18 protein-coding genes are annotated in these 22,641 nt (G+C 59.6%); 4 read left to right on the forward strand and 14 right to left on the reverse strand.

From position 1 onward, the window contains the following. Positions 1–122: 122 nt before the first annotated feature. Positions 123–1,865: an IlvD/Edd family dehydratase gene (locus SBC1_RS21685; protein ID WP_165096529.1), complete on the forward strand. Its 1,743-nt coding sequence runs from the start codon at positions 123–125 to the stop codon at positions 1,863–1,865. Between the two features lie 64 nt (positions 1,866–1,929). Beyond that, complete coding sequence (locus SBC1_RS21690; RefSeq protein WP_165096526.1) at positions 1,930–2,859, forward strand: Gfo/Idh/MocA family protein; 930 nt, start codon at positions 1,930–1,932, stop codon at positions 2,857–2,859. 57 nt (positions 2,860–2,916) lie between these two features. Here the strand turns inward: SBC1_RS21690 and araH are convergent, their stop codons facing one another. From araH to SBC1_RS21715, 5 genes are all read right to left on the reverse strand, one after another. Further along, positions 2,917–3,921, reverse strand: a complete 1,005-nt coding sequence (gene araH / locus SBC1_RS21695; RefSeq protein WP_165989008.1) for an L-arabinose ABC transporter permease AraH — start codon at positions 3,919–3,921, stop codon at positions 2,917–2,919. Positions 3,922–3,989: 68 nt separating this feature from the next. Further along, positions 3,990–5,498 (reverse strand): L-arabinose ABC transporter ATP-binding protein AraG, encoded by a 1,509-nt coding sequence (gene araG, locus SBC1_RS21700; protein ID WP_165096518.1) that lies wholly within the window; start codon positions 5,496–5,498, stop codon positions 3,990–3,992. A 90-nt stretch (positions 5,499–5,588) separates the two neighbouring features. Further along, entirely contained in the window at positions 5,589–6,593 is a 1,005-nt protein-coding gene (locus tag SBC1_RS21705) for an arabinose ABC transporter substrate-binding protein (RefSeq protein ID WP_165096513.1), read from the reverse strand. Between the two features lie 766 nt (positions 6,594–7,359). Continuing rightward, positions 7,360–7,608: a hypothetical protein gene (locus SBC1_RS21710; RefSeq protein ID WP_165096510.1), complete on the reverse strand. Its 249-nt coding sequence runs from the start codon at positions 7,606–7,608 to the stop codon at positions 7,360–7,362. 33 nt (positions 7,609–7,641) lie between these two features. After that, entirely contained in the window at positions 7,642–8,139 is a 498-nt protein-coding gene (locus SBC1_RS21715) for a lecithin retinol acyltransferase family protein (RefSeq protein ID WP_165096507.1), read from the reverse strand. 597 nt (positions 8,140–8,736) lie between these two features. Here SBC1_RS21715 and SBC1_RS21720 point away from each other — a divergent pair. Both SBC1_RS21720 and SBC1_RS21725 read left to right on the forward strand, forming a co-directional pair. Continuing rightward, positions 8,737–9,024, forward strand: coding sequence for a hypothetical protein (locus SBC1_RS21720; RefSeq protein ID WP_165096503.1), 288 nt, complete (start codon positions 8,737–8,739; stop codon positions 9,022–9,024). A 129-nt stretch (positions 9,025–9,153) separates the two neighbouring features. Further along, positions 9,154–9,933: a PP2C family serine/threonine-protein phosphatase gene (locus SBC1_RS21725; RefSeq protein WP_165096499.1), complete on the forward strand. Its 780-nt coding sequence runs from the start codon at positions 9,154–9,156 to the stop codon at positions 9,931–9,933. Here the strand turns inward: SBC1_RS21725 and SBC1_RS21730 are convergent. From SBC1_RS21730 to SBC1_RS21770, 9 genes are all read right to left on the reverse strand, one after another. Continuing rightward, positions 9,930–11,219: a sigma-54-dependent Fis family transcriptional regulator gene (locus SBC1_RS21730; protein WP_165096496.1), complete on the reverse strand. Its 1,290-nt coding sequence runs from the start codon at positions 11,217–11,219 to the stop codon at positions 9,930–9,932. The genes SBC1_RS21725 and SBC1_RS21730 overlap by 4 nt on opposite strands. Beyond that, the gene (locus tag SBC1_RS21735; protein WP_165096492.1) at positions 11,216–14,275 is read right to left on the reverse strand and encodes a peptidase domain-containing ABC transporter; all 3,060 of its coding nucleotides are present in this window, start codon (positions 14,273–14,275) and stop codon (positions 11,216–11,218) included. Before SBC1_RS21735 ends, SBC1_RS21730 begins: the two co-directional genes overlap by 4 nt. Before the next feature lie 28 nt (positions 14,276–14,303). Beyond that, positions 14,304–15,056, reverse strand: coding sequence for a peptidylprolyl isomerase (locus SBC1_RS21740; RefSeq protein ID WP_165096488.1), 753 nt, complete (start codon positions 15,054–15,056; stop codon positions 14,304–14,306). A gap of 36 nt (positions 15,057–15,092) precedes the next feature. Beyond that, positions 15,093–16,466 (reverse strand): HlyD family efflux transporter periplasmic adaptor subunit, encoded by a 1,374-nt coding sequence (locus SBC1_RS21745; protein WP_165096485.1) that lies wholly within the window; start codon positions 16,464–16,466, stop codon positions 15,093–15,095. Beyond that, positions 16,444–18,975, reverse strand: coding sequence for an FHA domain-containing protein (locus SBC1_RS21750; RefSeq protein ID WP_165096481.1), 2,532 nt, complete (start codon positions 18,973–18,975; stop codon positions 16,444–16,446). The genes SBC1_RS21745 and SBC1_RS21750 overlap by 23 nt, the downstream gene beginning before the upstream one ends. 263 nt (positions 18,976–19,238) lie before the next feature. Continuing rightward, positions 19,239–20,717: an efflux transporter outer membrane subunit gene (locus SBC1_RS21755; RefSeq protein ID WP_241202264.1), complete on the reverse strand. Its 1,479-nt coding sequence runs from the start codon at positions 20,715–20,717 to the stop codon at positions 19,239–19,241. A 193-nt stretch (positions 20,718–20,910) separates the two neighbouring features. Beyond that, positions 20,911–21,177 (reverse strand): hypothetical protein, encoded by a 267-nt coding sequence (locus tag SBC1_RS21760; protein ID WP_165096478.1) that lies wholly within the window; start codon positions 21,175–21,177, stop codon positions 20,911–20,913. Between the two features lie 277 nt (positions 21,178–21,454). Then, on the reverse strand, positions 21,455–21,889 hold the full coding sequence (locus tag SBC1_RS21765) for a DUF4399 domain-containing protein (protein ID WP_165096473.1): 435 nt from the start codon (positions 21,887–21,889) through the stop codon (positions 21,455–21,457). Between the two features lie 59 nt (positions 21,890–21,948). Then, positions 21,949–22,356, reverse strand: coding sequence for a DUF4399 domain-containing protein (locus SBC1_RS21770; RefSeq protein WP_241202263.1), 408 nt, complete (start codon positions 22,354–22,356; stop codon positions 21,949–21,951). Positions 22,357–22,641 lie beyond the last annotated feature (285 nt).

Below are 22,641 nucleotides of genomic sequence, written 5' to 3' on the forward strand. Positions count from 1 at the left end.
TCTATAAAACAGATAGACAAGCGCATATGGCGCAAGCACTAAACAGGTCCCGAACGCGTGACGCGTTCGTGCAAATGAAGTCTTGAAACAGCAAACGAATAGCAAACGGTAAGGAAAAATCGATGTCAGACGCAAAACGCCCGCTCCGCTCCGCCCAATGGTTCGGCGCTGCCGACAAGAACGGTTTCATGTACCGCAGCTGGATGAAGAACCAGGGCATTCCCGATCACGAATTCCAGGGCAAGCCGATTATCGGCATTTGCAATACGTGGTCAGAACTCACACCTTGCAACGCGCATTTCAGGAAGATCGCTGAACATGTGAAGCGGGGCGTGTTCGAAGCGGGTGGCTTCCCGGTCGAATTCCCCGTGTTCTCCAATGGTGAATCGAACCTTCGCCCGACCGCCATGTTCACGCGTAATCTCGCCAGCATGGACGTGGAAGAATCGATTCGAGGCAATCCGGTCGATGCCGTCGTACTGCTCGTCGGCTGCGATAAAACCACACCCGCACTATTGATGGGCGCAGCGAGTTGTGACGTGCCGGCCATTGCTGTAAGTGGTGGCCCGATGCTCAACGGCAAACATCATGGCCGCGATATTGGCTCGGGCACGGTGGTGTGGCAGCTTAGCGAACAAGTGAAGGCGGGCAAGATCACGCTGCACGAATTCATGTCGGCGGAAGCGGGCATGTCGCGCTCGGCCGGCACATGCAACACCATGGGCACGGCATCCACCATGGCCTGCATGGCCGAGGCACTTGGCGTTACGCTGCCGCACAATGCGGCAATTCCGGCCGTGGATTCCAGGCGCTACGTGCTCGCGCATATGTCGGGCATGCGTATTGTGGAGATGGCGCTGGAGGATGTCCGGCTCTCGAAACTCCTGACGCGAGAGGCCTTCGAAAACGCGATTCGCGTGAACGCGGCGATTGGTGGATCGACGAATGCGGCGATTCATTTGAAGGCAATCGCGGGGCGTATTGGCGTGGACCTTGAACTCGATGACTGGACGCGCATTGGCCGCGGCACACCTACGCTTGTGGATCTGCAACCATCGGGGCGCTTTCTGATGGAGGAGTTCTATTACGCGGGCGGCTTGCCCGGCGTGATCCGGCGCTTGGGCGAAGCAGGCTTGCTGCCTTATCCCGACGCGCTGACGGCGAACGGGCATTCGTTATGGGAGAACTCGAAGGAAGCGCCTATCTACGACGAAGAAGTCATTCGTCCGCTCGACAAACCCCTCGTCCCCGATGGCGGTTTATGTATCGTGCGCGGCAATCTCGCACCGAATGGCGCGGTGGTCAAACCGTCGGCGGCGACAGCGGCATTGCTCAAGCATCGCGGCCGTGCGGTCGTGTTTGAAAACTTCGATGACTACAAGGCTCGTATCGGAGACCCCGAACTGGACGTAACGGCCGACTCCGTTCTCGTGCTGAAGAACTGCGGACCGAAGGGTTATCCGGGCATGGCTGAAGTGGGCAACATGGGCTTGCCGCCCAAGCTGTTGGCGCAAGGCGTAACGGACATGGTACGGATCTCGGATGCACGCATGAGCGGCACGGCGTATGGCACCGTAGTGCTGCACGTTGCGCCTGAAGCGCGTGCCGGCGGTCCGCTGGCGGTGGTGCAGGAAGGAGACTGGATCGAACTGGATTGCCTTGGCGGAAAGCTGCACCTTGACGTCAGCGATACGGAAATCGCCTCCCGTCTCGCTAATTGGGCCGAAGTGCAAACAGTTGCAACTGCGGATACGAGCGGGTATAGAAAGCTGTATGTCGATCACGTCCTGCAAGCTGACCAAGGCTGCGACTTCGACTTTCTCGTAGGATGTCGAGGTGCCGATGTGCCGCGGCATTCGCATTAATCCGGAGCGGCGCACATACCAGCGTTACGCACCGCATCAACGAAGTTTTCTTTAAGGTCTAACCATGACAGAGCAAGTTGCGATAGGCATTGCCGGCGTCGGCAAGATCGCTCGCGATCAGCATCTACCCGCTATCGCCGGGCATTCCGGGTTCAAGCTCATTGCAGGAGCGAGCCGGAACGCGCGGATCGACGGGGTCAACAATTATCAGAATGTCGAGGACATGCTGGCGGCGGAGCCGCTTTTGCAAGCTGTGTCGTTGTGCGCGCCGCCGCAAGTCCGCTTCTCCCAGGCGCGCGCCGCGCTTGAAGCGGGCAAGCATGTGATGCTGGAGAAACCGCCGGGCGCGAGTGTGACCGAGGTTACGGTGCTCGCTGCGTTGGCCCAGCAAAATCAATGCAGCCTGTTTGCATCGTGGCATTCGCGTCATGCGCCTGGTGTTGAGAAGGCGCGCGCGTGGTTGGCCGGTAAAGAGATCACAGCGGTGAAGGTGCTGTGGAAAGAAGATGTTCGCCGCTGGCATCCGGGTCAGGACTGGATCTGGCAACCGGGCGGCCTGGGTGTATTCGACCCGGGCATCAACGCGTTATCCATCATCACGCGCATCTTGCCGCATGCGTTTTTCCTGAAGTCAGCGGAGTTGTTCGTTCCGGCCAACAGACAGAATCCGATTGCCGCGAACCTTGATTTCAGCGACGCGCTTGGTACACCGATCCGGGCGGAATTCGATTGGCGGTTTGGTCCGGAAGAGTTGTGGCAGATCGAAGTGACCACCCGCGACGGCGTCTTGCATCTGGCTCAGGGCGGGAAGTTTTTGAAGATCGATGGGGAGGTACAGGACATTGGAGCGGAGAGGGAATATCCGAGCCTTTATGATCGATTCTTCGAGTTGATCTCGACCGGTTCAAGCGATGTTGATGTCAGCCCGCTTCAGCATGTTGCCGATGCGATGTTGCTCGGCGAGCGGCATGAGGTTGAGAAATTCGAGGACTAAAAGGTTTCGCTTGGAGCCGCTGCTTTTAGCAGAAGCAGCGGCTCCAGGCTAACAGCATCAAGCCACCCGCTTACTTCTCCGATACTGATCGAACAACACAGCTAGCAACAAAATCCCGCCGCGAATCAGATACTGATAAAACGTCGGTACATTCATGAGACTCATTGCGTCCTGCACCGAGCCCATGATCAACACCCCGACCAGTACGCCGGAAATAGTGGCCACGCCGCCCGTCAGCGAAACGCCGCCCAGCACGCACGCGGAAATCACCCCCAGCTCCAGCCCGACCGACGTCTTGGGGTCTCCAAGACTCATCCGCGATGCCAGCATGACGCCCGCAAACCCTGTCACAAGCCCCTGCAACACGAACACCGTGATCTTGATGCGCATGACCGGCAAACCGGCCAGCAACGCCGCCTCGCTATTGCCGCCGACAGCCAGCACGTTCTTCCCGAACACCGTCTTCTTCAACAGGAAACCGAACAACACGAAACCAACGATATTTGACCAGATCGGGTACGAGATACCGAGGAAAGAACCGCCGCCCAGATCAAAAAATCGCTCCTCGGAGATCATCACAGCGTCGCCGTTCGACGTGATGTAAGCCAGCCCGCGTACGACTTCCATCATGGCGAGCGTGACGATCAGCGAGTTGATCTTCCAGCGCGCAATCAGCACGCCGTTCACGAGGCCGACCGCGCCTCCCGCCAGCACGCCGCCCACGATTCCAAGCGTGACGCTATGTGTGGCCGTGATCAGCGTGGATGCCACCACCCCGGCAAACGCCACGATGGATGCCACCGACAAATCCACCTCGCCGAGCGCAAGCACGAACATCATGGTGACGGAGATGGAGCCGATCAGCGTGACCGAAAGCAGCAGGCCCTGGATGTTGCGCGAACTGATGAAGTCCGGCACGGTCAGTGACAAGGTCACGAACAAGATCACGAACACCATGACAATGCCCGACTTGTTGATGAGGTCCCAGGTCCGTGCGGCACGGGCGCGAGCGCCGGTGCTTTCGGCCGGGTTCGACTGATTGGTGACAGGATTTATTTGCATAATGTCTCTTTCGTTCGCAGCACGTTGGCACGCGCCGCGGGTAGTCTCTGTAGTAACCGAGCGTGATATCAGCCGGGTAGCGCGAGCTTGATCAATTGATCCGGCGTGGCCTGCGCCTTTGGCAAGTTGCCGACTATCTTTCCCTCACGCATCACCATCACGCGATCCGCCACGCCAATCACCTCGGCCAGATCGCTCGACACCACGATCACTGTCCGCCCAGCTTCCGCAAGTCCATACAACAAGCCATAGATCTCGCTGCGCGCGCCAACATCGATACCCCGTGTAGGCTCATCCATCAGGAACACGTCGATCTCTTCCGCCAGCCAGCGCGAGAGAATGACCTTCTGCTGATTGCCGCCAGAGAGCGTGCCGATAGGGGTATTGCCGTTGCGTGTCTTGATAGCAAGCTTCGCAATGTAGTCGGTGGTGGTCGAGGCTTCCTTGCGGCTGTTCAGTATGTTGAACGGGCTGAAATGGCGCCGGCAACTCATGTTCAGGTTGTCGGACACGGAGGCAATCGCAACAATGCCCTCCTGCTTGCGGTCCTCCGGACACAGCGCCACGCCGGCACGCACCGCGTCGCGTGGCGACCTGAACTTGCGTCGCGAGCCTTTGAGAACGATCTGCCCGGACACGGGTTTCACCGCACCGTAGATCAGCTTCATCAGCTCCGAACGCCCTGCGCCGACCAGCCCGAAGAATCCGACTATCTCCCCTTTGCGCACGCTGAACGAAGCCGGCTCCGAAAGACCCGGCCCCATCAGTCCCTGGACATCGAGTTGCACGTCGCCCACATCTCGCGTGCGGTATCCGTACACATCGTGAATCGAGCGCCCGACCATGCAACTGATCAGGCGGTCGCGCTCGAGTCCGTCGACTTGCTCGAAGGTCTCAATGCGCCGGCCATCGCGAAACACCGTCACGCGATCGCAGAGCGCATACACCTCGTCCATCCGGTGCGTCACGTAGATAATCGCGCGCCCCTCCTCCTTAAGCGCGCGGATGATCTTGAACAGTTGCTCCGTCTCGCGCGACGACAGCGAACTCGTGGGTTCATCGAAGGCGATCACGCGGGCGTTGCGCATCAACGCCTTTCCAATCTCGATCATCTGTCGCTGCCCGATCGACAAATGCTTGACCTGCATGTTCGGATCGATCTTTTCGCCCAGGCGATCCAGCTCGCTGATCGCACGCTTGACCAGCGCTTTTTCGTCGAGCACACCAAAGCGGCTTGGCATTGCGCCAAGCATCAGGTTCTCGGCCACGGTCAGTTCCGGGACGAGATGCAGCTCCTGGTAAATGATCGCGATGCCTGCTTCAATGGCTGCCTTGGTGGTCGTGAACTGCTGCTCCATGCCATCCAGCGACAAGCTGCCGCCACTCGTTGAATTGACGCCGGAGAGCACCTTCAGCAAAGTGGATTTTCCCGCGCCGTTTTCGCCCATCAATCCGTGGACTTCACCCGTGCGAACGCCCAGCGACACCGAGTCGAGCGCAAGCACGCCGGGAAACCGCACGGTGATGTTGTCGAGCAAAAGATAAGGCGCGGCCGTAGCCACTGCGGTATCCATCATTGGGCGTTCCTCGGTGATAACTGAATCGGGGCGTCGCCCTGGTCAACGATCACAAGATCAACGACCAGAACGACGCCCGTCGCGAAACGCTCAAATACCCAGTTCCTTGCGCACGTCCTGCCAGTTGCTGCGCACCATCAGCTTGCCGGTGGTCTGCGTATCGGCGGGCGGCTGCTTGCCGGTCTTGATCCAATCGACAAGGTTCTGCGTGCTGTCCTTGCCGTGGTTCGTCGAACTCACCGCGATAGTGCCGTAGAAGCCCGTTTGTTCCTTTTTCTGGAACTCGGCGAACGCTTCGCCTGCGCCATTGATGCCCACGCCGATCACATCGGTTGACGCAATGTGCAGTTGTTCAGTCGCACGCACGGCGCCCAGCACGGTCTCTTCGTTGAGTCCGTAGATCACCCACTTCTTGATGTTCGGATGCTGCGACAACACGGGTGATGCCGCATTGAAACCGCCTTCGTCATCGGTTGTTTTTTGCGGGGCGTCGAAGATGTTTTCCTTCTTGAAGCCGCCCGCCAGCAGAGATTCCGTTGCGCCGTCCGTGCGTTGCTTCGCCGTAGGCAGTTCGTAATCCGTGATGCGCAGCGCGCCGACTTCCTCCGGCTTCCAGCCGCGCTTTTTCATTTCATCGGAGATAGCGGTGCCTACCTGATTGCCGATCTTGAATGCGGACATGCCAAGGTGCGGCACGTTCGCCAACGGCTTGCCAGATGAGTCGACAAGCTGGTCATCCACCGTCACGAACTTCATGTTGTAGCGTTTTGCGCGTGCCTGGATTGCTGGCCCAAGGCGGACGTCTGGCGCGCAGATCACGAAGCCCTGAGCGCCTTGCGCACCGAGATTGTCGATAGCGGACAGCACCTTTTCACCGTCCGGCGTACCGATGTTCACCACCGAGAATTTTTCCTTCTGCCCGAGTGCCGTCGCCGCTTTCTGCTCGTTGATGAACCATGCCTGCTCCGGCATCTTGACGAGGAAACCTACCTTCACCGGCTCGTCGGCGTGAGCGGACATTTGCGAGGCGAACGGAATACCGAGCACGGTGGCAGCTATGGCGGACAGGGTCAAACGGCGAAGCTTGTGATTCATGGTGGCGTCTCCTGGTGGAATAAAGGCTGCATGGCTTGAGTGTTCTGCAGCGGAGCGCAGGCTTGCAGCCCGTTCGCCCCTTCTTGCGGTCCTGCTGGTTAATCTTTAGTTCGCGTTAGCCCGCCAGGCTGATCCTGGCGCGTTGCGTGAGGCCGCCACGGGGCTGTGCAGCAGTCAGCGGCGGCCGCACTATGGGCGCGCCGCTGATGCAATTGCGCTTGAGGTACCGCCTGGATTGTCGCGAAGCCGCGCGCAAGGTGGACTGCGTTCCGCTAGCGATCGGTGCTGCGCGGGCGTGCTCGCCAACGGGCTTACTGAGAGCGGAAGAATAGATCGAGGTGCTCGTCGCCCGGCCACCGCCGATGCAGCGTTTGAATAGCGGGGTGACGTGCGATTCGCGTTTCATTGAAGCGGTGATGTCTCGAAGTTTTAATATTCGAGTGCATCTTAAGGAAGCGGCCGATTCCTTTCCAATCAGATTTTTAACGATACCGATATCAAATTCGGTATGTCCTTGATTCCTTGCGGGGCGGCAAGCCGGGGACGATGATTAATCGATGTTTGCATGGGTCAACCAACAAGCCTGCTGCGCACGCCACTCCTACACTTTGGGACGACGCGGCGCTTGAACACGTTGTTTAAGCCTCGTTGCATGCGCATTGTCCGAGGGGACCTTCGCTAGCAGGCCGCCGTGATGGACCGGTGAACGATCCATGGAAAACACCTGCGCCAGCCCACTGCTTTCCCGGCGCCCGCGCGCGACCCATCACATTGCCAGGCGCCTCGGGCTCATCGTCATGCGTGCGGCTTCGGGCGGAAACACTTGCCACGATCCATCGTCGTGACGGAAGAAGAACAGAGCGAGCACGCCGGTCGGCCGAAGCGCTTCCACGCGGACGTAGCGAATATGGTTCGCTGGCATGCGGCACAGACGGATGTCGCGTACCGGTGCGCCGGGTGTTGGCGCGAGCCATTTGTCGACTATCCGGCGCAGTGAATCACGTTGCGTATTCATGATGTTTCTCCTCAATGGTGACAGCGAACAGGTTCATGCGGCGAGCAGGTCGCCATGACCCCTCGCGTTGATCCAGCCTTTGAGCATTGCCATTGCCACGCGATAGGCGAGACCTGGGTGAGAGAGACAGGCTTCCACTTGCGAACTGCGGTTCTCGCCGAAAAGTGCCCAGGCGCACAGGTGCTCGCAGTTGTTGCTAAGCAGCCGATAGCGGTCTTCACCCAGCCTTGAACGAACCCGGCGGACCGCATCCTGCCCGGTGAACTTCGTCATGGCATGTACGCGAATACGAATCTCGCGCCCTGCGGCGAAGCGTTCGAGCGTGGTCTCTTCAATCGGACCGCGATGCAGCGATCCAGCGAAGCCGGCGTAGTGCACGACGCGGCCATTGCCGACATAAATCCCGTGATGTTCGTAACCCGAGCGTTGCGTCACGAGGTGAGCACCGGGAGCGGGTTCGCAGTCAATGGCGACATCGGGAATCGAGCGGCCGAGTCGAGCGCAGAGCCTGGATGATTGATTGCCCGACATGACCGGTTTCTCCTTGAAGGGTGGAAGCCGGGGTGTTGCAAGTAAGCCGGCGGTTGATCAAGTCATTGCATCAACCGGGCCAATGCATGCACAGCCTTGTGCAGCAACGCAGAGAGGAAAACGAGAGGGCTAAGCGCAGCGTGAAGGCAATGTGTGACCCAACACTTTTTCGATCGATGTGTTGGCCCACGCCCATCACTCACCGGCGTATAAAAGCAGCGAAGCGCGACCGGCGAGAGGACTGCCCCTGCAGAGGAGGAGGAAGACCGATCACTGACCCATGCGTACCTGAAACGGCGTTTTCTTATGCTTCGTTTTATTGATTAGATTCCTCGCATCAGCCACGAAAAAATAAAGCCATGTTCCACACAACGTGATGCACAAGTGTTGGTCTCGCGACTACTGAAACAGCCCGACATGTTGGCGCCGGACCAACCAAGCGCATCGGCCAGGGCTCATCCGCGTTCCACGCGATACAACGCAAACGCGCGCGCCAAAAGGCACAGCGAGAAATGCCCTTCCACGGCACCGCGTTCGGCATGCCCCTTGCATAAAGAAGCACGTCCACCAACCGGGCAAGACCACTGGAGCCTCACCATGACCGCACTCGCCGTTGAAGACCTTCCCTGCGATCTCACGCTGGATCGTGAAGCAATGACCTGCATTCACGGCGGCGATGGTGCGCCGTGGGTGTATGGCTGGATTACGCCCTACGTCGCATCGCAACCTTCGATGGGGCCGGTCGTGAACCTGTACGAAACGAATAACAACTTCTATGCTAATCAGATGATCAATCAGTTCCAGACCACCAACGTGAATAACACCGGCTCGAATTCGAACATCTCGGTCAACCCGAACGAGCGCAGCATCAATCACGCTGTCTGAAGTAGCTGAAGTAGCAAGCACGCAAGGAAGCACACACGACGCACGCCTGAAGCAACCGGTTCTGTCTCGCCGCCAACGCGGCAACCCCTCGGCGCGCAAAGCCGCGCCGCTGCAGACATCGGAGGTCTCGTGAGCTACACCGGTGAGTTTCGATGGACATCGGCCGCCCGCACCGACACAGGTCTTGTACGCGCGGTCAACGAAGACGCCTGCCTCGAAATGCCCGAACACGGTCTGTGGGCGGTCGCCGATGGCATGGGCGGCCACGCTGTTGGCGATGTCGCGAGTCAGATGGTGATCGACCGGTTGGAGCACTCGCCGGCGCCCGGCAAACCTGTCCCTCTCGACGAGCGAATGCGGGAAGCACGCGAGCGGCTCCTCGCGGTCAATGCGGACCTGCGCTCGGAGGCAGCCCGGCGCCAGGTGCGCCGGATCGGCAGCACGGTGGTCCTGCTGCTGGCAAGCGAGCGGTCTTGCGGATATCTGTGGGCGGGTGACAGCAGACTCTATCTTTGCCGGCAGGGCTGCCTGCGACAGTTGACGCGCGATCACAGCCAGGTCGAAGAGCTGAAGGCACGTGGTCAGATCAGTGCGGAGGAAGCGTTGCATCATCCGGGCAAACACCTGATCACGCGTGCTGTGGGGGCCATGGACACACTTGAACTCGATGCCGACCGTATTGATCTGCATGACGGTGACATCTTTCTGCTCTGCAGCGACGGTCTGAGCAACGAGGTAAGCGACGAGGAGATGGGCGACGTTCTGACAGCCGGCGATTGCCAGCAAGCGGTAGCCCGGCTGCTTGAACTCGCACTGCGGCGCGGCGGACGCGACAACATCTCGGTCGTCGTGGCCCAGGCAGAGGATATTTTTTGCCTCGACAAAACGCAGATAAACCCAACCCTTTAGCTATCCTTGTCTTTCTGAGCGGCAGAAGAATGGTTGCGAAAATCCTTCGAGTGCAGCCCGTGTTTCTTAAGCAGCATCTGCACGTGCGAGCGGTTCATCTCGAAGCGTCGCGCCAATTCCGCGACCGTTCCGCCCACTTCATGCAGACCTCGTTCGAGAAATGCGCGCTCTGCTTCATCGCTCGCCGTGCGCTTGGCATCGCTGAGCGAAACCGCGCTTGCGGCCAAACCACTCATTGCCGATGTTGAATTACCGGGACGGATATCGGCGGGAAGATGCTCTATGTCGGCCGTCTCCGGCGCGAGGCAGACGATCCGGTAGACCAGGTTTCGCAACTCGCGGATATTGCCTGGATAGTCGTACGTCCGCAGGAACTCGCGCAGCCTGAGCGTCATCTTCACCGGCTGGCGCTTGAGCGCCGCTGCGGCTTCATCGCCGAAATAAGCCAGCAGCAGCGCAATCTCGTCACGCCGTTCACGCAACGGAGGCAAGGTCAGATGGATCACGCTAAGCCGGTAAAACAGGTCCTCGCGAAAACGCCCCTCTTCGCTCATGCGACGCAGATTGCGATTCGTCGCCGCCACAATGCGCGTATCCACGGCAATAGGTTCATCCGATCCCACTCGCTGGATCTCATGCGCTTCAAGAACGCGCAGTAACTTGACCTGTCCTGCAAGAGGCAACTCACCGATTTCATCCAGAAAAATAGTGCCGGTATGCGCGCTCTCGAACTTTCCCTTCCGGTCATTCGATGCCCCGGTGAAGGCGCCCTTCTTGTGACCGAATAGTTCGGACTCCAGCAGGTTATCTGGGATCGCACCACAATTCACGGATATATACGGCCGGTCCGCGCGCGCGCCGTTCGCGTGAATCACCTTTGCCATCAGTTCCTTGCCCGTTCCGCTCTCCCCGTCCACCAGCACGGGAAGATCGGTTGGCGCCGCCTTTTCGGCGATCTCCAGCGCCTCCAGCAGTTTCGGGTTATCGCCGAAAGTGCCTTCAAATATGAAGCTTCGCGCGAGCAACGCCTCACGGCGCTCACGCGGCGACCCGGGCAAACGCTGCGGCTCGGAGACAGCCGCCTGGACGAAACGCTCTCTGTGCGACAACTGCATCACCTCGTCGCGCAGCACACTCGCCTGTCTCAGCAGCTTCTCGATTTCCGGGCGCTCCATGCGCGACGACCAGCGCAATGTAGAGCGGAGAATTTCGATCTTCTCCAGCAGCGCGGCGTACGAGGTCGCGGGGCTGGCCGGCAGGTCTTCAATGTCGTCGAGTATCTTCATGCTGCGCTCAGTTGTTTTTGCACAAGTTGGTAGTACATGCCCTTGCGCGCGACGAGTTCGTCGTGGCGTCCCTGTTCGACGATAGCGCCTTCATACAACACGAGGATCTTGTCTGCACGCATGATCGTGCTGAGCCTGTGGGCGATGATCACGGCCGTGCGGCCCTTCAGGATCTCCTGCATATTGCCGAGGATATTGCTTTCCGATTGAGTATCGAGCGCGGAGGTCGCTTCGTCGAAAACCAGGAGGCGCGGGTCGTGATAAAGCGCCCGCGCAATGCAGAGCCGCTGGATCTGCCCACCCGACAAACCCACGCCGCGCTCACCCACGATCTGCTCATAACCCAACGGCATCTTGCTGATGAACGCGTGAGCATCGGCCATCTTCGCGGCCTCTTCAATGCGCCGGCGATCCGGCGCTTCGTCACCGCTTGCAACGTTCTCCGCGATCGTCCCGGAGAACAGCAGGTTGCTCTGCATGACATAGCCTATCTGCGCGCGGTACACGTTTTTATCGATCACATTCAGATCGTAACCATCGACTATCATCTTCCCTTCAGTCGGGGTGTAAAAGCCGACCAGCAGCTTCGCAAGCGTGGTCTTGCCCGAGCCGCTGCGACCCACTATGGCGATCAGCTCGCCCGGCTTGATATCGAAACTGATGTTCTCAAGCACGTATTCGGTGTCGTTGCCGCCATAGCGAAAATACACGTTGTTCAGGCTGATCTCGCCTTGCAGGTCAGGCAATATGACGCGCGACTGCAAATCCTCCGGCTTCTGTTCCGGCTCCATGTCGAGCACATCGCCTAGCCGTTCCATGGCCACGCCGGCGTCGTTGAGCAGGCTCCACAGACCGATCAACCCCATCAGCGGCGTCAGCACGCTCCCCATGAACGCATTGAACGCGATCAACTGCCCGATAGTCATCTCGTGCGTGAGGACCATGTTCGCGCCGACCCAAAGAATCGCGATCGTGGTCGCGGCGTTCAACATCTGGCTCCCCAGCGAAACCGCAATATTGAACGCCTGCGCGCGATACTGGACCTCCAGCGATTTCGCGTATTTCTTTTCCCACTTCAACCGCACAGTCCGCTCTATGCCCATTCCCTTGATCGTTTCCACGCCGCCCAGCGCTTCCATCAGGAAGGACTTCGCTTCGGTCGACGCGGAGAAAACCTCTCGGGCATAGTTCTTGATCTTCGGCGTGGCGAGCGCGGTCAGCGCCATGATCGGAATAACGAAACCAATCAACAGCAGCGTCATCTTCACGTTGTAGAGAAACATGATCGTGAAGTAGATGAAGACCATCAGCAAATTGAGCGCGGTCGTCACGGTCGATTCCGTGAGGAACGCGCGGATGGTGTGGTTCTCCTGGAAGCGCGCGAAAATATCGCCCGTCTTGCGTTTGGCGAAGAACGAGAATGGCAGCGACAACGTATGGCGGAAGAACTGCGACATCATCGCGAAGTCCATGTTACGGACCATGAAGTTCGCAAGGTACGCGCGAATAGTCGACATCAATTGCGAGAACAAGTTGGAGATGATCAGGCCGGCAATCAGCAAATGCAGCAGCCCGACGTTCTGGTGAACGATGACCCCATCGAGAATATTCTGGATGATCAGCGGCGGAATAACGCCCAACACCTGGATCACGAACGTGGCTAGGAACAGGTGCGCCAGGATCTTCTTGTATGGCTTCAGGTAACCGACGAATCGCACCCATGGCGAGCGTCCGGCAGCGGCTTGCGCGAGTTCGGGTGGTGCCGTGAACAGCAGGCAGGTGCCGCTCCAGCCGCGCTCGAACTCCTCCACGTCCATCTTGCGAAAGCCGACTGCCGGGTCGGCTACCCACACCTGGTTCGCGGAGATGCCGTACACCACTACATAGTGATATCCCTCCCAATGGACGATGAACGGCAGTTCGAAACCGCGCAGTGACTCGAAGGTGCACTGAACGCCGCGCGTGGTGAAGCCCAACACCTCACCCGCCCGCGCGAGGCTGTCAAGTGTCGCGCCCTGGGTCGTGACGTTGGCAAGTTCACGGAGCTTGCCGAGCGTCATGGGGATCTCGTAGTGCTTGCAGATCATCGCGAGACTGGCCGCGCCGCAATCCATCTCCTCCGCCTGCTGGACCCACGCGAAGCGGCGTATCACTCGCTCGCCGAACTCCGGTTTCGAGTGCAGGTCGAGCATGGCTGGCAACGAGCGTCGTTCCTCCAGCTTCTTCTGTCGCTGCAACTCGCGCTCGGTAAAACGGATCCGGTCTTCCAGCACTTCGCGCAGCTTCGGGTTGCGTTCGAGCACGAGGTGCACGGTTTTCTCGGGCACGACCAGCAGGCGTGTATCAACGTTCGCGATGGCCGTTGCCTGTTGCTCCTGTCTCAGCAAGCAAGCCTTCTCGCCGAAGACCTCACCCGCTCTCAAGGTGGCCAGCAAATATTCGCTCGCACCCTCCTTGCGCACGATCCGTACTTCGCCCTGCCGGACCACGTATAGCCGCCGGTCATCGCGCGCGTCCTGATGAATGATCTCCTTGCCCGCTGCAACCCGCTTCACGCCGACGCTGCGCACCGACGCCTCCAGTTCGGCCTTGTCGATCTTGCCTCGCAGGTCGAAGAGCTTAGCGACGAAACCGCCGGCTGAACTGATCGCGACATAGCTCGTGACGAACCCGAGCGCCTCTGGATTATTCGCCACGATTGGCTCGATCACGCGGCGCGGAATGAACAGCAGTTCCGTCTTGCCCGACGAACGCACCGACGATTCATGCCGGTACTCGCGCAACATGGCGATGTCCGCAAACACTTCCCGTTCGCGGCGCACGCCCATGCTGATCTCCTTACCGTTTTCCTCGGTGAAGATCCGCACCGAGCCGGCCTTGATGACGAACAGTCCATCCGCCGCGTCGCCCGCGTTGCAGACGGTCTCGCCGAATGCATGAAAACGCGTCTCCGCGTGCTCGGCGAGCTGTTCGATTTCCTGCGCGGAAAACGGCGACAGGATCTCCACGGTCGCCAGGAACGCGGCCAGGGAATCGAGTTTCTGCGGTACGTCCATGTGTTCGGCTCCTATCGTTCGCCACGCCCTAGCGCGCTTCGATAATGTGTTCCTGCGCCCGCGCCTGCAGCCACTGCTCGCGCAACAGCCGGCGAATTTCGGCCGCGACATCTGCATCGAGCATGGCGGGACGTTTCGCCGTCACGGCAAATATTTCGTAGGCGGTGCCGTCCGGCGTGGGGAACGGTCCGAGCAGGTCACCGGCGGCGGCATTGAATACCTTGGCTTCGATCTCCGGGGCGAGCGACCCGCGCAACACCTTGCCGAGCACGCCACCCTGGTCGCGGGTGTCGGCAATCGAGTGTTCTCGCGCCATCTCCGTAAAGCTGTCCGGATCGTCCTGCAAATAGGAAATCATTTCCTTCGCCTGACTCGGTGTTTCGAGCACGATATGACTGATTTCCACGCTGTCGAAACGCGGCGAATTCAGCTTGAAATAAGCTTCCACGTCGTCGTCGCCACCAATCTGTTCGAGGATCTTCTCCTGATAGAGCGTGTCCGTGATGAACGCCTCGAACTCGTCGAGGTTCACACCGAGCGCATCAAGGTAACGGTTCATATCGGCGGCGCGGTGCAGGCCGCGCACGCGCCTGAATTGATCGGCGCGCACCTGGATCTCGCCCTCCGACACATCGACGCGCTGCTTCTTCGCCGCGCGCACGGTGAGCTTGTCGCGCACAAGCTGCTCGACGAGCCCCTCGAATTGCCCGGTCAGTTTCAACACCCGGATGAACTCATCGGCATCGACGACTTCATCGTCTATTCGAACAATCGCCGTCATTTCTTATGCCCCTTTTAAACGTGGAAATCTGCACCGTCAGCCCGCCACCTGCCGGAACGGATCAAGACCAAGATCGATCAGACGCCGCTCGCGCACCACGATCTCTGCGGTCGCGGTCATGCCGTAGCGCAGCGGGTAGCGCGTATCTGCCACCTGGTAATAGTCACGAGCGAGCGTCACGCGGCCTTCATAGACGGGTTGTTTCGTCTCCGGCGACGGTTTTGCTGCGGGCGAGATGAACTCGAGCGTGCCGTCGATCACCCCGTAGCGCTGATACGGAAACGCATTGAACTTGAGCTTGACCGCTTGCCCCTCCCGCAGGAACGCTCGGTCATGTTCGGCTATCTCGATCTTCAGCACCGGCCGCGCGTCCTTGGGTGCAATGCCCCCGAGCGGCGTGTTGGCCTGGATCTTGTCGCCGGGTTGTGTTGACGTAACGTCCGTGACGACACCCGACACCGGCGCCAGGATAAGCAGGAAGTTATCCTTATCGATATTCTCGAAACGGATCCGATCCGCCGCTTCGGCGACGAGCCTCGCGGTTTGCAATTGCAGCCGCAGCTTGTCACCCGCGCTTGCAATCTCCCGCATCGCCGATTCGTATTGCAGCTTCAGGCTGGTCGCTTCCTGCCCGCTGGTTTCCAGTTGCGCCTTCGCCTGCGAGTATTCGTGGCTTAGGCGGAAATCGAGTTCCGTGAGTTTCGACTGGGCGATCCGGGTCGCGTTATCCGCTTCCATATAAGCGTTGCGTTTGCCTTCCACCTGGATCTCCGATACCCCGCCACCGCCCGGCAATGCCTGGAGCCGGGTGTAGCGGTCCAGCTCCTGCTTTGCAGCGTCACGGGTGCGGCGGGCGGTATCCAGCTCGGTGCGCGCCTCGTCGAGTTGCGCTTTCTGCCCCTCAGCGAGCTTGGTCGTCCCTTCGGCCACGCGCGTCTGGTGCAAATGCTCCTCCACTTCCATCTGGTCTTTCAGCGCCGCCGCCTTGCGCTCCATCAGCAGCTTTTTCTCGGGAAATTCTTTCCAGTCACGCTCGGCGTCATCGAGTTTCAACTGCGCTTCCAGCGCGTTGGTGGCGGCCTGGATCGCGCCCCGTGCGTTGAGCCGCGCCACCACGTCATCCTTCGAAACCGGCTGCCCTTCCGCTATATAAACATCGGCAAGCTCACCGTCTATAGGCGCATAGAACCGCCGTACTTCGGACTCGGGCGAGAGCGTGCCCTGAGCCGTGACGATCACGTCTGCGCGCCCGACGAACGACCACACGAGCGCGCTCACGACCAGCGCGACCATCGTATAGATTAATGCCTGGGTCAACCGCAAAGGCTCCGCCACGAGAATGGAGATGCCCTCCACGCTGTGGTCGCCAAGCGATTCCGCAAAGGACTTAGGGTGCGCGTTGTGCTTCATCGTTCGCTCCCTTGTATGAGGTCTTATCGCCGCCGATCAGCGCCAGCTTGGCGCTCAGCAGCCCGGGATCCAGCACTGGACTCAACTGCAGCAGCGAGCGCCGCTGCATGTCGACTTCCGCATTGATTTCGGCGAGCAGTTTGTCGGCAAGCGCAGTGCGATCGGCCTTCAACTGGCGAAGCAACTGCGCGGCGCGTTGCGCGCCGGACCACGCATCGGTCAGCAGTTTCGCCTGCTTTTTGAAGCTATCGGAGAGACCCGTTTCGAGCCGCTGGTCGCCGCCGATCGAGCCGTTCGTCTGATACTGCGTCCACGCCGTTTGCGCCCGGTTAAGCCACTCGTCCGCCCGCGCAAGCGCCTTCTGCCGTAGCGCGCTGAGATCCGGCTGGATCGCGTTGACGAACCAGGCGTCCGCAACAGGATCGAGTGATTCGTAAAACGACAGTACCCGATCGTCGAAGCCCTGCGCGCCCCGAGACTTTTGCAGGTCCGCGAACTGGCTGGCCACCGCCTGCTTGTGCGCGAGGTCGGCGCTGACGGCGTCAGCCCATGGTCCCGCTGCCATCGATCGAAGCCCCGTCATGGCCGGCTCCGTCTTCCCGTTACTCCATGCATCTGATACCGCCATGTAGCGCTGCACAACATCTGGCGTTGGCAGGCCGTTCGCTTCGAGTTGGTGCCACCGTGTCTGAAATGGCGGCGTAGTAAAGCGCGCTTTCTGCATGGCGTTGATGAGCGGACCGAGGGCGCGCGACTGGAGAGCGTGCTCGAGCGCGACGTATTGCCGGAGATCGTCCTGCACGCGATCGAGACCTGCCAGGCGCGGGTATTTGTCGGCGTAATCGGCTATTTCCGCGCTTAGCGCATCTGGGTCGCCCCCCGGTGCCAGCTCCTTGTCGATACTCGCCTTGAGGCGCTCGATGGCTGCCAGATAAACCGAATCGTCACTCTCGAGCTTGCGCAGATGACTGAGCGCGACGGCGTACAGATCCCTGAACGCGGGCACCGTGGACGCAATCCGGTCCAGCCGCCGTTGATGACCGCTCGGGTCGCTCTCCCATTGCCTCAGCAACTCGCTCATGCGGCTTTCATCGGCGTAGATACGGATGGGAGCATCCGCCTTCTCGCGGCTCGCCATGAACGTCTCAAGGCGTCCAATCCACGCAATCTCATCGACGAGAAAGCGCGCGTCAGAGTTAGTCGCGGCCAACGTCTCCATCTGCGAGACGACTGATCGCGCGCCATCGAAATTCCGGTGTTTTAGCTGGTCGATCCAGTCCGGCAAATAGCCCTTGAGAAGCGCTTCCGTCCCCATGACCATCGCGTGAGGATCGTTCGGATGTTTGCCAAGATAAACATTCGCGACCGTCACGGCGTCGCGATAGTCACCGTGAGCGACCAACCCCTTGAGATTTCGGTCAGCCGTGCCGCTGAAATAGAGCGCACTGCCGATCGCGATCATTGCTGCGACGAATGCCAGGGCGTAAGACAACACCCGGCGCCCCATCACCTGACCGCCACCGAATGCCGCGCCAAGGTCAGAGACAAAGCGCACGAACCTGCTGCGCGAGCGGCGACGCACGGAAACACGTTGGTCGGGCAAGGTCTCGCGGTTGATTTCATCTTCGGACGGCTGGCCCTGGTCGACGCAGAAGATATCCAGGAAGGAATGCGCGGTCGTGATGAAGGTGGTCTTGTCAAGATCGTCCGGCGTGCCTTGAGTCCCTGGGCCGGGTGCGCTCGCCGCCGTAGCGGCGGTAATGGTCGTGCTTACGCCCGGTTCCGATTCCGCTTCCCGCCGCAGGCTCACGATATACGCGAAGTGGTTGCCGCCGAACGCCAGCGATGCACCATCTTCCAACGGCACGGCGGTTTCACCCAGTCGGTTGCCGTCGACGAAGGTGCCGTTCGTGCTGCCGAGATCCTCGACGAACGGCACACCCGCCTTCACGAAAATATGCGCGTGCCGCCGTGACACGTAGTTAACCTGATGAGGATAGCGGTCACTGTATTGCGCGAACGTCTCGTCCGCCTTGCTGACCAGGAAGGGAAACTCCGTCAGTTCGACCGGATGCAATCCGAGGTCGCCACGCTCCGGCGTGAGCGTCATGTGCACAGGCTGCGCCGCATAGGCCCGCGATACGGCGCGCGGTTCCATCCGCACCCGGAATGCCAGCTTTCCGCCAAAGCCTATGACGTCGCCACTCTGAAGCCGCGCGGGCTTCTCGCGCAGCATGACACCGTTCACGGTCGTGCCATTCTTGCTGCCGAGGTCGGCTGCGTAGGCTGCGCCGTTCTCGATAAAGATCCGCGCGTGACGCCGCGACAACTGCGCAACGGCATCCGCTTCATAGGAGGCGAAAGGCGCTTCAAACCGCCCGACCGCAAACAGATTTTCGTCAATACGAATGACGCCGGCCGCGGGATGAGACTCGGGCTCAAGCAAGAGATCGAAGGCCTTATGCAGCATTGGCCCCGCCTCGGCAACGGAAGCTTCTCCTGGAGCCATGGGTCCACATCTCGAAGGATGTTCATCACGCGTTGAGCGCAAGGTGCAGGGTGTAACGTGACTACCCCGCGCATTCCCGCCGATGAACCGTGTTGGACGAAACCGCAGTGAAAGCGGTGACGCCATGAAGTGTAAGTCACGCATTGCGGTAGTCAATCATTCAACAACACATCTGTCGCCTGAGAACTAACACTTTGCATTCCGAACATTGGTTTTGGCCGATGTGAACTATCGCCCTAAAAATCGTGGCACGTTACTCGCGCTTAGTTCGTTGCTCCCTTACTTGATTCCTGAGTTGATTCCTGAGTTGCGGCAAGCTGAGCGTGCGCATCATGCGCGCTAGTCGGGTCGCTTGCCTGGTCCGTCTTTTGAACATCAACCGCCGGCCATCCGCCGCCCAGCGACTTATAGAGGGTGACCGTGTCGGAGAGCAGTTGCTGATGGTTTTCGAGCAACGCCAGTTCTGCCGCGAGCAGGGTACGTTCAGTTTCGAAGACTTCCAGTTGCGACACCACGCCTTCCTTCAGTTGCGCTTCAATCTGGGCGGCCACCACTTTCAGGTGCCCCACCTCTTCCTGCAGTTCGGCGCGCTGTTTCGTATGCGCGTCGAGGTTGACCAGGGCGTTCTCCACCTCTTCGAACGCGCCCATCACGGTGCGTCGATACTGTTGCTCAACCACGATCGTCTGTGCCTCCGTTGTCTTGACATGTGCCCTGACGCTTGGGTCCAGCAGCGGAATATTGATGCTGGGCAAGAAGCTGAACGTGAAGGACTTCAATAAATCGGTCAGGGCGAAACTCGCCGTACCGCCGCGGCCGGTGAGGCTGATAGTCGGCAACTGATTAAGCTTCGCCTGCCCCACGACGTCATACGCTTCCAGTACGCGGTATTCGGCCGCCACGACGTCGGGTCGCCGCGCCATCAATTGCGCCGGCAAGCCCGCCGGCACGACGGGAATCTGCACGCGCTTCTCGAGCTGCCCGACCGGCACGGTGAACTCGCCAGCCGGAACGCCGATCAATGTGGCCAACGCGTTGTTTGCCAGATCGCGGGCACGATGCAGTTCGAGCAGGTCTTTGGTCAAACGATTGATTTCCGCGCGCTGCGTCAGGACCTGCGTGTTCGGCACGAGGCCGTTCTTCGCCATGCCTTCGTAGATGGTCAGGATCTGCTGGTTGGTACGCAGCGTTTTTTGCTGCTGGTCGATCTGGTCATCGAACTGAAGAATCTGGAAGTAGGTCGTCGAGACATCCGACACAAGCGTGAGGTAGCCCGCGCGCCAATCAGCTTCCGACGCGCGATATTCGGCCTTCTGCGCCTGCACGCCCTTCTCGACCGCACCCCAGATGTCGATGTCCCAGTTCACCTGCGTGGCGACGTTGTATTGCTTCACGAGGGCCTGCCCCGTGGTTTTATCAAACTCCGCGCCCGCGCCGAAATCGGCGGTAGGAAGGGCTCCGGCACGCGCCTCGTTGATCTGACCACCTGCGACCGACACACGCGCCGCGAGAATCTTGATATCGAAGTTGCCCGCTATGGCGCGACTGACGAGGGAGTCGAGATACGGGTCCTGGAACTGCTTCCACCAGTCGAGCCTAATGGTGTCGGCCGGTGAGACAAGCGCCTTCGCCGTTTGCGACCACGTGGTCTTGGCAGGGGTGTCAGGACGCTTGTAGTCCGGCACATTTACATCGATGCAACCACTGAGAAGTGTCGTGCAAACAACGACAGGAAGCACCATGCGTGCGAACAGACCGCGTGCCACACCCGGCACTGAAAACTCGGCGGCGCGGCCCTGCAACCCGCGCGATGGCGACATGACTTGCATGATCTCACTCCGGGTAGTTTGAATGCGGCTGGAAGACTTTCTGGCTCTGGATTAGGGACGGTTCGGCAGCGAAGGACGGATGACCCTCGCTGCCTGCGCCTGACGATCAAAAGTTGATCGTGTTGGTGTTGTTGGCGGTTTGCGTCGGCTTGACTGTCGACGAGATACCGCTTGCAAACGCAACGTTGTTGCCGTTGTTGTTGATCGTGTTTTGCGACTGGCTGATCAACTGCTCGGCTCCGAACGAGAAGCTGGTCGTCGAGCTGTTGTAGCCCGGCCAGTAGCTGGGCAGGTTGCCGCCGCGTACAGCGGACATGGCGCGGCTGTCGAGTTCTTCGGTAACGGACAGGTCTTTGATCATGAGCGTTTTCATCACAGTTCTCCTAGGGGTAAAGCCATGGGCTTTGAAGGTTGGGGTGAGCATCATGTCTGCTCGCTGGACACTAATGCATGGCCCATGCCAGGAGTGGCCGATGAAACGGCCAGAGGCGTTTTGAGCGTTACTGGGAAAGGGTTTGCGCGGCGACACCGTGGCTTCTGACGGTGCCCGGCCGCGAGTCACGCAGGACCCGCCTGATGGGCGGTAACCAACGCTTGTTCGAGGAACTGTTGGTTCATGCGCGACACTCGCCGCGCGTGAACCGGCCAGATCACTTAACGTAGATCGTGATCTTCTTCGAATAAACAGGGGGGTTGTGCGGGACGTGCATGTAGTCGCCCATCAGCAATTGCAGTGTGTGCTTGCCGGGGGGCAACTCAAGTGTGGTCTCCGTTTCGCCCGCACCGAAATGCAGATGCTGGCGGTCGGAGGGGATCTCTTCATCGAATGATGAGGGCAGGTCGGTGTCGATCAACAAATGATGGTGGCCGGTATTCGGATATTGCACGCCACGCGGGGCAACGCCCATGTAACGCAACCCGAACCACACGCGAAATGGCTTGCCTGCAGGAAGCGTCTGACCATTGTTCGGATAGCCAATATACGCGTATGCGGCGGCTGGCGCGGGCGTAGGACCAGCCAGCGCAGAACCGGACCCGGATATCAGCGAGACCGCGATCGCCGCGGCAGCGCAAAATTTCTTCATGGCACACGCCCTCCCCTTAGTCTGCAGCCCGCCTGAGTATCCACACTGCGACGCATGCTTCATCGCATGGTGATCGTGATCTTCTTCGAATAGATCGGGGGATCGTGCGGCACGTGGTTGTAGTCGCCCATGAGCAACTGCAGCGTGTGCTTGCCCGGCGGCAACTCGATTCGCGCGTCGGTTTCACCCGCACCGAAATGCAGATGCTGGCGGTCTGAGGGAATTTCCTGATCAAACGGAGGCAAATCCGTATCGATCAGCAAGTGATGGTGTCCTACATTGGGCATGTTGATGCCCTTCGGGCACACGCCCATGTTGCGCAGACCCATCCGGACCCAGAGTTTTCCGCCTGTGATCACCGCGCCGTCGGGCGGCCAGATGATGTATGCCTCCGCGCCAGGGGGCGACGGCGTGCGCGCGGCCGGGAACGAACGCGACGGCATGAGCACCGTCATGAAAGCGAGCATGCCGAGGACGGTTCTTCTTAGCATTTTCGTATTCTCCCGAACCATATGCACGGTTTTCTCCTTGTTAGCTTAGGACGGAATCCGTTAAAAAGACATGCCTTGAAGGAGCGCCCTTCGACCGTTCCACGGCCATGGTTCAGTCGATCAAATATCGGGGTATCGTCATAATAATTAGGTATCCGTTTTTTATCGCCCAGACGGATTCGTCATAAAAAGCCAATCCCCGGGCTAATCACGACACGTTGCATCGTTACGCCGTCTTGACCACGTTGATATGAAGTAGTT

Origin of the sequence: Caballeronia sp. SBC1, from assembly GCF_011493005.1 — a bacterium.
In the GTDB taxonomy this organism is placed as follows: Bacteria; Pseudomonadota; Gammaproteobacteria; order Burkholderiales; family Burkholderiaceae; genus Caballeronia.